At 53.3% G+C, this 11,568-nt stretch carries 10 protein-coding genes and 1 pseudogene; 8 read left to right on the top strand and 3 right to left on the bottom strand.

What is annotated here, in order from left to right:
* The 3 genes and pseudogenes from ACEW8P_RS19045 to ACEW8P_RS19035 all read right to left on the bottom strand — a co-directional run.
* Positions 1–461, bottom strand: a pseudogene (locus ACEW8P_RS19045) (hypothetical protein); the annotation flags it as partial.
* The gene (locus ACEW8P_RS19040; protein WP_373514662.1) at positions 458–1,357 is read right to left on the bottom strand and encodes an ABC transporter ATP-binding protein; all 900 of its coding nucleotides are present in this window, start codon (positions 1,355–1,357) and stop codon (positions 458–460) included. The pseudogene ACEW8P_RS19045 and the gene ACEW8P_RS19040, both read right to left, overlap by 4 nt.
* Before the next feature lie 70 nt (positions 1,358–1,427).
* Entirely contained in the window at positions 1,428–1,727 is a 300-nt protein-coding gene (locus ACEW8P_RS19035) for a winged helix-turn-helix domain-containing protein (RefSeq protein WP_373514661.1), read from the bottom strand.
* Positions 1,728–3,021: 1,294 nt separating this feature from the next.
* On the opposite strand from ACEW8P_RS19035, the gene ACEW8P_RS19030 reads away from it, so the two are divergent.
* The 8 genes from ACEW8P_RS19030 to ACEW8P_RS18995 form a co-directional block, all read left to right on the top strand.
* Entirely contained in the window at positions 3,022–3,279 is a 258-nt protein-coding gene (locus ACEW8P_RS19030) for a DUF6582 domain-containing protein (RefSeq protein WP_373514660.1), read from the top strand.
* Positions 3,280–3,547: 268 nt separating this feature from the next.
* Positions 3,548–4,606: a hypothetical protein gene (locus tag ACEW8P_RS19025; protein WP_373514659.1), complete on the top strand. Its 1,059-nt coding sequence runs from the start codon at positions 3,548–3,550 to the stop codon at positions 4,604–4,606.
* Between the two features lie 99 nt (positions 4,607–4,705).
* Entirely contained in the window at positions 4,706–5,398 is a 693-nt protein-coding gene (gntA, locus tag ACEW8P_RS19020) for a guanitoxin biosynthesis heme-dependent pre-guanitoxin N-hydroxylase GntA (protein ID WP_373514658.1), read from the top strand.
* Positions 5,399–5,462: 64 nt separating this feature from the next.
* Positions 5,463–5,957, top strand: coding sequence for a DUF1989 domain-containing protein (locus ACEW8P_RS19015; RefSeq protein ID WP_373514657.1), 495 nt, complete (start codon positions 5,463–5,465; stop codon positions 5,955–5,957).
* Positions 5,958–6,128: 171 nt separating this feature from the next.
* Complete coding sequence (locus tag ACEW8P_RS19010; protein WP_373514656.1) at positions 6,129–6,269, top strand: hypothetical protein; 141 nt, start codon at positions 6,129–6,131, stop codon at positions 6,267–6,269.
* Positions 6,270–6,667: 398 nt separating this feature from the next.
* Positions 6,668–7,366: an RNA polymerase sigma-70 factor gene (locus ACEW8P_RS19005; RefSeq protein WP_373514655.1), complete on the top strand. Its 699-nt coding sequence runs from the start codon at positions 6,668–6,670 to the stop codon at positions 7,364–7,366.
* A gap of 53 nt (positions 7,367–7,419) precedes the next feature.
* Positions 7,420–8,451, top strand: a complete 1,032-nt coding sequence (locus ACEW8P_RS19000) for a FecR family protein (protein ID WP_373514654.1) — start codon at positions 7,420–7,422, stop codon at positions 8,449–8,451.
* A 6-nt stretch (positions 8,452–8,457) separates the two neighbouring features.
* Positions 8,458–11,568, top strand: a 3,111-nt coding sequence (locus ACEW8P_RS18995; RefSeq protein WP_373514653.1) for a SusC/RagA family TonB-linked outer membrane protein, incomplete at its 3' end; no start/stop codon positions are given.

Here is an 11,568-nt window from a genome sequence, read left to right as displayed (position 1 = left end):
GCGATAAGACCGTATGCCGCGAGATAGGCTACCGGACGGAACGGCCCGATGATGTCAGGACTCAGGCCGGGTGCATAAACGGCCAGCAGACTGCCCACGTGTACGCCGAGCAGAATTAACGCATTGATTACTAGGGCGGCCAAAAATCGTCCACCCAGGTACTTTGCCTTGCTAACGGGACTCGTGTACACGAGCGGGTGTATTCGCGTTGCCACATCCCGCGCCGCCGCCTCCCCGGCTACGGCGGGAGCGACCAACAGCCATACCTGACAACTGAGCATCGTGACGGAGGTAATGATGAACGGCGAGTTGAGAATGAAGTCCTGTGGCAGCGTGACCGGGAGGATGCCAATTCTCGTAGTGAGAAAGGCAAACACGCCCAGAATCGCCAGCGAGAGCCACGGCCATGGCCGGCGCAACTGGTAGGTACATTCGAAGGAGAAAATCTTCCGGAATTTCATGGCGTAGTTTCTGATTCGCGATTTCCAATATGACCGGCCATCGTACTGAAGTACACATCTTCCAGGTCGGGCTCTGCTACTTCAAAACCATCGCCGGGTAGTTCCTGATCGTAGATACGGACGACCGTGCGTCCGCTCAGTAGTTTGGTCGAAATGACCTGGTGCTCGCGCTCCAGTTGCGGCAGCGCGCTTTTCTCGACAATCTTCCGCCAGATGCGGCCCCGCAACTCTCCAACCGCCTTCAACGGCTCGGCTTCCAGGAGAATCTGCCCCCGGTCGATGATCGCCATACGGGTGCAGAGTTCGCTCACATCTTCAACAATGTGAGTCGATAGGATCACGACACTGTTCTCACCCAGTTCGGCGAGCAGATTCAGAAAGCGCACCCGCTCGGCCGGATCCAGCCCCGCCGTCGGCTCGTCCACAATCATCAGCTTCGGATTACCTAATAGCGCCACGGCTACGCCGAAGCGTTGCTTCATTCCACCCGAGAAACCACCCAGTTTTTGCTTGCGTACTTGCCACAGGTTGGTCTGTCGTAACAGGGCTTCCACGACCGCTTTTCGTTCTGAGGAGTTGGCAATTCCTTTGAGTACGGCGAAGTAATCTAGCAGATCCTGCGCCCTTGATTTTGGATAGACGCCAAACTCTTGCGGCAGATAGCCGAGCGTTTGGCGCACAGCGTCTTTCTGCTGCAGCACGTTGATCTCACCAAGCTGAACACCGCCCTGGTCTGGCTCCTGCAACGTGGCCAGAATGCGCATCAGGGTAGACTTGCCGGCCCCGTTGGGCCCGAGCAGCCCATACATGCCCGGCGGTATGTGCAGCGAAACATTGTTCAGTGCCTTAACTCCATTTGGATAAGTCTTGGAGATATTAGTGATTTCCAGATTCATAATTTGGATTTGAAAGTACTTTTTTTTTCAAAGTAAACGGATAAAAAATAAGGCTGTTTTTGCATAGTTTCTATTTCTGTGATTTAATTAACCTTTCCAAGGCATCCAGATGATCGCCGAAGGCTTTTTTGCCCGCCTGAGTCATAAAGTATTGGGTATTGGGCTTCCGTCCCACGAAAGATTTCTGTACATCGATGAACGCTTCCTTTTCCAACGATTTGAGGTGGGTGGCCAGGTTGCCGTCGGTCACATCCAATAATTCCTTTAAGGAGTTGAAATCAAGCTGGTCATTGACCGCCAGGGCCGACATGATACCGAGCTTTATGCGGCTCTCCAGAGCCTTGTTCAATCCGCTGATTAGTACTAGCACCAGTCTTATTTAAAATGCATATAAATGCCGAATATGATTTGGGCCACTTTGATTCCCATTACCCGCTGCAGTAATTTTAATTCAACGAAACAGGCACCTACTAACCCCAAACCTCTTTATCGTTAGTCAGTGTGTTCACCACTTTACAGGGGAACATACTGGCATTGTAAGGACAAGACCTGGGAAAAGCTGCGCCACGTGAACCAAAAGATCCTAACCCAACCTGAAAGTGATAGAAATTTGCTGTGTCATTCCATCATGGGACGAATTTTCGTAAGATCCCAGCTGTAACCATTTCCTGTTTTTTATTTAAAAGAACTTTGTTTTGCAAAGTAAAACTGTTTATTCCAAGATTACAACCATAAGGCCACATATTTTTTTTAAACTGCCGTGATGAGATGGGTTGTTCTAGCGGCATACTTTTGATATTCTAAAAGGGTTGTCTCACAAGCCCAGCTTCTTGGCGGCGTTGTGTTCCACTATCTTGTGTTCCCACATGTAGCGATCGATCATGCTGCGGGTGCGGTGCTTGGTCTGCTGCATGATCTGCGAGTCGTCGGCCCCGTCGAGCTTGGCGATAGTTACCAGAACTCAAATAAAATAAAAGTGATAATTTGACAAACCCATGGCGACGCCCGGATATTGTTGACTTGATTTTACGTTTTACAAACGGACGTTTGAAAAATGTAAAAGCTTACTGGCTTGCCCTTGGACCAGAACTTTCCACTCGTGAAAGACTTGGGTAGCCTCCAAATGTACGTTGCCTATACCGTGTCTAGAAGTTTTGATAAGGTGCGTCCGGCCTGATCAGACGATACAAAGGGGGGCATCTACCAGGAGCGCACAACCCCTGACCGGTGGTGGTTGGGCAGGCAGAGCTCGGCTTCTCAAATCCTTTCGGATTAAACTGTGTATTTTCTCACCTGGGGAATACAAACTATTTCGCCGCCTTACGTTCAATTTAGCCCAAGACTGAATCTCACTTCCGGCATTTCTTAGATTTATGGGTCAGCCTGGCCGGTTAAGAAGGTTCACCACGCTGAAAAACCGAACGATTCCAATGAAGCACTAAGCTGGAAAGTTGGCAACTTCCCTCTCAATGGAGATTTATGCAGGAGACATGATTCTTCAGGTACGGAATTTGCCATTACTCATTCATAATGGCCGTCAGCGACATGCCGGTATCCAATCCGCTAATTCAGTCGATGCACTCGTATGCAGACCAACGTCCCTGCACGAGTGTGTCTGCGCCGGCAGATCATCAGATAGCTCCAAAAGAAATCAATTCAAAACTATGAAAAAAGATCCGAAAATTGATCCCCGCGACGATGCGAAACCGTCCGAAGGTGAACACAAATACGGAAACGTCCCGTTTGCCGACGAGACCAACAAGAAGTACCCGGTCGATTCGCCAGAACACGTCCGGGCGGCCTGGTCGTACATCAATCACAAAGACAATGCCGCCAAATACGACGCTGACAAGGTCGAGGCCATCAAGGGCAACATCCGGAAAGCGGCCAGGAAACAAGGGGTCGATATTCAGACGGACTGAAGGACCGGTTTGGGGTCTTTCATGGCAGGGCCTGGGGGGTGCGCCCACACCCGTACAAAACTTTCCATCCAGAATAATATGTACCGATAATTAGGGCCTTACAAGCTCGAATAAGGAAATTGTTCGCCCGTTTACTAAGTCAGGGTCTTGCAGATTGAGTGCTTTTGATTCTTTTTTCCGGGCAATAGGCTCAGTCAGACACTCAAAGCAAAAATTCCGCCACCCCAAATCGGGTAATTTTACTTGCAGAATCGGCTCCCGCTCATCCATGGTCAAAAACGTCTTTTTCCGCTTGTGGCACTGGGAAACCTGGCACTACCTTGCCAAGTACGTCCCCATTATGCCGGTCTGGGGATGGTACTGCCTGCGGGCCCGCTCGCTGTGGTTCTTCACGCCTTCCAACCCGGGCATCACGTTCGGCGGCTTCGAAGGCGAAGGCAAAGGCGAAATGTACGACCAACTGCCGCCGGGGAGTTATCCGCGCAGCCTGTTCATTGAGCCGGCCACACGTTTTGATTCGCTTGAGATTCGGGTTTTCGGCCAGGGATTCACCTATCCTTTTGCCGTGAAGCCGGATGTGGGCATGATGGGGTTCATGTTCCGCCGCATCGGTAACCGCGACGAGTTCCAACACTACCACGCCGTCATGCCCGTTGCTTACCATTTGCAGGAGCTGATCACCTACCCGTTGGAAGTGAGTGTGTTTTATTACCGCTTCCCTGACAGCGACAAGGGCACGATCACCGGTTTTTTAAAAAAAGAGTTCCTCGAAGTGGTGGGCGATGGCCGTTCCACCTTGCTCCAATTGATCCTGGACTACCCGAGGGTGCAGTTCCGGCTGGAGGAAATGAAATCGAAGCATACCGACAGGCTGAGCGACATACTGCCCGAAGGGGAAATTCACGTGCTTTCTCACGCGCTCAACTTGAGCCGCGGCGGAAGGCTGGTGAGTCTGGAAAGTGAAAAAGACGACGAACTGACTACCATGTTCGACCAGCTCAGCCGCTATTCGAAAACCTTTTTTTACGGGCGTTACGATATTAAGTGCCGCTCCATCGAATGCCTGAAGCGGGGCGAGCATTTCTCCATTTTGGAATACAATGGCTGCGGTGCCGAACCGCACCACATTTATGGCAACGGCAACACCTTACTGCAAGCTTACGCCATTGTATTGCATCACTGGAAGGTGCTCTACCAGATTTCCCGGTACAATCACCGGCATGGCATCCGCTACTGGGGCCTTAAGCCAGGTTGGCAGTTTCTGAAAGCAGCCAGGGCGCATTTTAAAATGTTGAAAAAGCTTGACCGCGAATTTCCTGTGTCGTGAGGGTGAAATTTTTTTGGCAACTCTCCAACGAGAAAATTTAACGTCATGGTATTTAGTAGATATACAAACATTTCATCCCTTCCTGAGGAGCACTTACCTATGGTTGACCTGGAAAACGAACCTATAATCGACGCATACAAAAGCTTTCTGGGAAGTAAGGTTTTCCCTTGCGTGGCGGCAAAGGCGGCACTCGCAAAAGAGCAAGTGCAATGCTTTGTTGCCGACCATATGGCTTGCCCCAATGACGACACCGCCATCCTGCAATTCCTGTACGCTTTTGTCGACAGGTACCGGGAAGCAGCAACCCCCTTTCACAGTGCCGCAGTGCTATTTAAAGGACCACAAGCGCCGGGTGAAGAAACTTTTGAAGTCCTGCTCTGGCAACGGTTGCAAATGCTGGTCGATCTGGATGCCGCGCTTTACCCCTACGACCCCCGCGTCAGCGATGACTCTTCCTCCCCCGAATTTGGATTCAGCCTGAAAGGCGAAGCGTTCTTTGTCATCGGGTTGCACCCCCGAAGCTCCCGGCCGGCGCGCCAGTTCGCTTATCCGGCCCTGGTTTTTAACCCGCACGCCGAATTCGAAAAACTGCGCACCACGCAATCCTATGAAAAAATGAAAGATATTGTGCGCAAAAAAGACATTGCGCATTCTGGGTCCATCAACCCGATGCTTACTGATTTTGGCACCGCCTCGGATGTGTACCAGTACAGTGGCCGGCAGTACGGCGACGATTGGCAATGTCCCTTAAAACTGAACCATGCAAGACCTCAACATCATTCTGCCCCGTAGCGGCGTTTCGTTCATCTTACAAAAAGGGCAAAGGTTGAAAATAGTGGATATTTAAGGCGAACAAGTGTCGGATTTCATTTGCTACAACCTGCACGACAAAGAAGAGTACCTGTCATCGGGCCGGACGATCGATTATGCCGAAACCATTTTTCTAACCACCGGGCATCCCTTTTATTCCAACCGCAGCCAGGTGATGTTTGAGATAAGGGAAGACACGGTTGGACGTCATGATTTTTTACTGACGCCCTGCAGCGCCGACACCTTCCGTATTATTTACGGACATCAGCACCCGCACCGCGGATGTTTTGGCAACCTCTGCGAAGCCCTGGAAGAGTACGGTATTGGTCCAGATGCCATACCCATCTCGTTCAATATTTTCATGTATGTAACGGTAGACGGTGATACCGGCAGAGTGGATATGCTGCCACCAATAAGCAGAGCGGGCGATTACATTGTCATTGAAGCAAGGATGGATCTGATTGTGGGACTGACAGCGTGTTCGGCGGAAATGTCGAACAATTATGCCTTCAAGCCGATTGGGTGGAAAGTGGAAGGATAGTGCGGCCTTTTGTGTTTCTCAAAAACGGGCGGTTTTTTCTCCCCCGTTTCCCGGCTGTTGAAGGTTGGATTTATGACCAATCTCTCTGCCATCGAGCCCGAGGGATTTTCGCACTCCAAATGCGGGGTGTCTGGCACAGTTCTAACACGCACGCCCTGTACGTCTGGGTGAATGGGAGTTCTCAGCGCGACGGTTCGGCTGAATCTCTGGGTTTTGAAGGATCGGTTTTGCTGGGAAGCTGCTGCTTCGGACGATTCGCTGTACGAAAATTCTCAATTCGTCAAGCAGTTGGCGCTCGGAAAATATTCCTGACCGGCGTGGCTCTACAACCTAGGCTTTTAGTTTCATAATTTTGAGATTTTTCCTGACTGTAATCAAGTACCTTACTTTCATAATTCTACAGAGGTTGTGTAAGGCTATTTCAGGGTGATGCAAGTTTCATTGGTCAATGGATATGGATAAAGTACAGGAGTTGGGAGGTCGGTGATGGCCTTTACCACAATCGTGGCGATTCGAGTAGGCCCCTCCGCCTAGTTGCCCTCAGCACAAATCGACCGGGTGCCGTTCTGATTTGACTTAAGGACGCCATGCGGAGCATTTTGATTTTTTTTTATTACAGACTCAGGAGTTTTTCAAAATTCCGAGTCTAGTATGGTAAGAGCCGCACCCGTTTGAAAAATCCAGGATCGAATCTAGCCTAAACCAAACTTATGCAGGTGTCATCGTCCGACCGATTTTCCGATTTCATGTCCGAGTCCAAATTGAGCGTGTACCGGCCAGCCGACGCCACGGCGAACGGCGAAGAAAATGCCTCCCGCCCAATCCCATTGGACGAAGAAATCCTGATACGGAAAGCGTTCCAATCCAGTCCCGAAGAGGGCTGCGAACTGCTGTTCCGTCGCTACCACCGCCCACTGTGCAGCCACGCTCTGCGGTTTGTCTACTCACCGGAGGTGGCGGAAGATATTGTCAGCGATGTTTTTTGTAGATTTTGGAAGAATAGTTCGTTCGATTCTGTAAGTACTTCCTTCTGTCATTACCTGTTCCGCAGTGTCCGCCATGCGGCGTACTCCCACCTGCGAGCCGAATTCCGGCAACTGGATAGTCTGGAATCCTCAAAGTTGCCGGAGGGTAGTGCGGGTCTTCGCCCCGATCATATCACGCAGTACGAGGAAACATTTAACCGCGTGAAGGAACTGGTGGCGCAGCTACCGCCGCAGTGTCGGCAGGTGTTTCTGCTGAGTCGATTCGAGGGAATGCGTTACAAGGAAATTGCCGCAGAAATGGGGCTTTCGGTAAAAACGGTGGACACGCACTTGGCCAAGGCCATGAGCTTGATGCGGCAAGGTATGCGGGACTATTTGATCCTCTCAACGGGGCTGATGGCAATGCTGATGGGGAACGGGTGATCGCCCTAATTTTTTAAACCAAAAGCGTCACCTTAGAAATCAATAGGAACGACATGAAAGCTGCCATTACCAAAAAATTGATTCTGGATAACTTCACTGGCAAGACCACGCCCTTGCAGCGCAAGCAAATCGACGGGTGGCTGCAATCGAAAGCCAATGAAGAGCTTTATTTCAAATGGCTGGAAGAATGGGAAACCCGGAACCCCGAGTATCAACCGGACAGCGATCCGCTGATTCAGGGTTATCTGGATTACATTCATTCCACCCCGCGCCATGCCGCAGAAGCTACGCCGGAAGCCGCGGGAAGCAGCTTCCGCGCTCCCCTGAATCGGTCGGGAGCCATAGCCGCCACTATTGCGGCAATCATCTTACTGTCAGGAATTTGGTTGTACGGGGAATCCGTACTTTACAAAACGTACCGGACGGCTGGCAGCGAGACGAAGACTTTCGTCCTAAACGACGGAAGCAAAGTGACCCTGGCCGAGCACTCCACGCTCAAAGTGCCGCGCTGGGGGTTTGTTACCCCAAACCGGGAGGTCGCTCTGGACGGGAGGGCAGACTTCCGGGTCAGCCACACCCGCGATGGCCGAAAGTTTGTTGTGAAAACCGAAAAGAACTTCGAAGTCGTGGTTCTGGGAACGGAATTCTCGGTTCTTTCCCGACGCCGGGAAGCCGAGGTGGTGCTTAACAGGGGCAAGGTATTAGTCAATTACCAGGAGGGCAATGCCGCCAGGCAACTGGTGATGAAGCCCGGCGAATTGGTTTCGTTCGACCAGCACAACCAGGCCGTCCTGAAGTCGGCACCCAAATCTCCCGGTTTCTCGGCACAAGGGGAAAAGCGCTTCGTGTTCGAGAAAACCCCGCTGAGCGAAGTCGCCCTGATGCTGCGTGACACCTACGGGGCCGACGTCCGGATCGACTCGCCGAATCTCGCCCGCCGCCAACTGATGGGTTCGTTCCAGGCCGAAGACCTGGACGAACTGCTATCGACCATTTCGGACCTGCTGAACATCGAAGCAGTCCGCGAGGAGAATGTTATTCGATTTTCTGAAAAAAGATCCCAATTCGTTCCATCCAAACCTTAATTCTTTATGGTCAACCGTTTATCCAAAGTTTTAAAACTGGGAGTCGCACTGCTTCCCCTGTTTTCTGGCATGCCGCTCCAGGCGAAACCCCTGGCGTCAGCCGAACAAAAGGAGGCCACAAGCCCGAACAGGGGAGTCACTGCCCGCCCGCTTGGCGATGTGCTGGCCGAACTGAACGCCCTGTACGACGCCAACCTGTTGTTTGAACCCAGCACGGTGCAGGGGATCACCGTGCCGGCAGACCTCCTCATCGACCGCCGTCGCAGTCTGGCGCAGAACCTGGACAACCTGCTGTCGCCTTTGGGGTTGAAGTACAAAAAGATTAACCGCACCTCCTACACGATAAAAGTGGCTCCTGGCGTGAAGCCGCGCCGCGCGGGACTGATCAAGAACGAACCCGCCAGCGGTATCGGCCAGGACAATGCTTCAAATTCCGCATCGATTTCCCGTAATCTGCCGATGCTCAACCGCAGAAATGCGGTTGCCGATGCGACCGTTACCGGAAAGGTGCGGGACGAAAACGGCCAGGCCCTGCCCGGCGTCAATGTGCTTTTGAAGGGGACCAATGTGGGAACCAGCACCGACGTGAACGGGGCGTTCACCCTGCTGGCCCCGGAAAAAGGGGTGCTGGTGTTTTCCTATATCGGATTCGCCACGCAGGAAGTGGCCATCAACGGCCGAACCAACATCGACGTGCGGCTCGAAGCCGAGACCAGGGCTTTGGACGAGGCCATCGTGATCGGTTACGGCACCGTGAAAAAATCGGACCTGACCGGGGCGGTCTCCTCGGTCGGCAGCGACGAAATTAACGCTTTTCCCACAGCCAACGTCATGCAGGGCCTAGCGGGCCGGGCCGCCGGGGTGCAGGTCAAGCAGAACACCGGGGCACCGGGGGCACCGATCAGCGTCAGGATCAGGGGGACGAACTCCATCGTGGGCAGCAACGAACCGCTCTACGTCATCGACGGCTTCCCGGTGAGCAGCGCCGAGGTAATAAACAATTCGAGCATCAAAAGCATCGAAATCCTCAAAGACGCCTCCGCCATCGCCATTTATGGCTCCCGGGCTTCCAACGGCGTGGTGCTGATCACGACCAACCGCGGGCCTGCCTCCGGGCAATCGCGCGTCACCTTCGAGACGAGTTACGGAACCCAAAGCCTGATCAAGGACACGGAAATGATGAATCCGTACGAGTACGGGACTTTTTACAATCGGCTCTCCGCCAATATGGGCCGAACGCCGCGGTTCACGGACGACCAGATCACCGAGTTTGAGAAAATGGGCCGCGGCACCAACTGGCAGGACGTAGTTTTTACGAAGGCGCCCATCCAGAACCATTCCCTGAACATTGCCAGCGGCAACGAAAAAACGCGGTTCTCGATCACCGGCAGTTTCTTCGATCAAAAGGGAATTATCCGAAACAGCAATTACAGCCGTTACGCCCTCAACAACAACATCCAGCACACCATCGGCAAAGCCCTCTCCATCGACCTCAACCTGGCCCTATCCCGAAACAACACCCAGCGGCAATTGTCCGACCAGGGACGCTTCGGCACCTCGCTCATCGGCCGGGCGTTCGGCATTCCCCCTTTCCTGCCCGTGTACCAGGAAGATGGCACCTACACGGAACCCACCCGGCTATTGACTTACGTTTCGGAGGCGCTCTTTAGTCCCCTGAACTTCATCTACGAGCAGAGCAACAAGACCATCCAGAACAACGTCCTGCTCAATACGGCTTTGTCATATAAAATCCTGGACGGCCTTACTTTGCGGGTTTCGGGGGGCATCGAAAGCCGGAACAGCCGCAACGACTTCTACCAGACCAAAAAATTCCAAAACGACCCCAACGGCCGGGCCACTGTCACCAACACCGACTTTATCAGTCTCCTGAACGAGAACACCCTCAGCTACGACAAGCGGTTCGGCGGTCGGCACCAGCTGTCAGCGGTGGCCGGGTTCACCTACCAGGATTTCGTGACCACCAGCCTGACCGCCGGCGGGTCGGCCTTTCTGAGCGACATTCCCGAAAGCTACAGCCTGGCCACGGCGGGGGTCTTCACTACGCCCGGCAGTTCCTACACGAAATCGACGCTGTTGTCGGGGCTGGGACGGGTCAACTACACCCTCGATGGCCGCTACCTTTTTACGTTCAGCATGCGGGCCGACGGGGCGTCGGTGTATTCGCCGGGCAACAAGTGGGGCTACTTCCCCTCCGCTGCCCTGTCGTGGCGGATTTCCGACGAGGCGTTTTTCCAGGGGGTGGATTTTGTCAACAACCTCAAACTCCGCACCAGTTGGGGAAAAGCGGGCAGCCAGGGCATCAGCCCCTATTCCACGCTCAACCAGCTTGCGCCCGGTTCGACCGTGTTCGGCAGTTCGCTCTTCACCACGATGGCCCCCGCCAATCGCCTGGCTTCCGATTTGAAGTGGGAGACTACCGAGCAGGTCAATTTCGGGCTGGAGGTCGGCGTCCTCGAAGGACGCGTCCAGCTGACGGCCGATTACTACGTCAAGCAAACCAGGGATTTGCTCAACGCCGTGCAGTTGCCCCGCAGCACTGGCTACACCAACTCGCTGCGCAACGTGGGCCGGGTGGGCAACAAGGGGCTGGAACTCGACCTGACGGCCGATATTTTCGGAAAGGGCGATTTCAAATGGGATCTGAACGCCAACATTGCCTTCAACCGCACGAAGGTGCTGGAACTCTACGGCGGCCAGGACATCCTGGCGGGCAACGTCAACATGATCATCTTCAATGATTTTGCCAACACCTACCGCGAGGGCCAGCCGCTGGGCGTCATTTACGGCTTCGAGGAGGACGGCTACGACGAGAAGGGTTTCCTGAAATACAAGTCGGACACCAAGGTCAAGATCGGCGACCCCAACCCGAACTTCATTTTTGGCATCAACTCCACCATGGCTTACAAAAATCTCTCGCTGTCGCTGTTTTTCAGCGGTACGCAGGGCAACGACATCGTCAACATGAGCGCCGTGGCCTTCACGGTGGACTACACCAACGGCACCAGCAAGCTGAAAGAAGTGCTGGACAACCACTGGACCCCGGAGAACACCGACGCCAAGTACCCCATCCCGTCCACCAGCAACAGGTACCGCTTC

The organism is Persicitalea sp. (assembly GCF_041751555.1).
Classification (GTDB): Bacteria; Bacteroidota; Bacteroidia; order Cytophagales; family Spirosomataceae; genus Persicitalea.
This window is presented reverse-complemented; position numbering and strand designations above follow the sequence as displayed.

What these genes read in the sequence shown, in the direction of transcription:
- ACEW8P_RS19040 (WP_373514662.1), bottom strand. Translation starts at nt 1,357, where the DNA reads ATGAATCTGGAAATCACTAATATCTCCAAGACTTATCCAAATGGAGTT.
- ACEW8P_RS19030 (WP_373514660.1), top strand. Translation starts at nt 3,022, where the DNA reads ATGAAAAAAGATCCGAAAATTGATCCCCGCGACGATGCGAAACCGTCC.
- ACEW8P_RS19025 (WP_373514659.1), top strand. Translation starts at nt 3,548, where the DNA reads ATGGTCAAAAACGTCTTTTTCCGCTTGTGGCACTGGGAAACCTGGCAC.
- gntA (WP_373514658.1), top strand. Translation starts at nt 4,706, where the DNA reads ATGGTTGACCTGGAAAACGAACCTATAATCGACGCATACAAAAGCTTT.
- ACEW8P_RS19010 (WP_373514656.1), top strand. Translation starts at nt 6,129, where the DNA reads ATGGGAGTTCTCAGCGCGACGGTTCGGCTGAATCTCTGGGTTTTGAAG.
- ACEW8P_RS19005 (WP_373514655.1), top strand. Translation starts at nt 6,668, where the DNA reads ATGCAGGTGTCATCGTCCGACCGATTTTCCGATTTCATGTCCGAGTCC.
- ACEW8P_RS19000 (WP_373514654.1), top strand. Translation starts at nt 7,420, where the DNA reads ATGAAAGCTGCCATTACCAAAAAATTGATTCTGGATAACTTCACTGGC.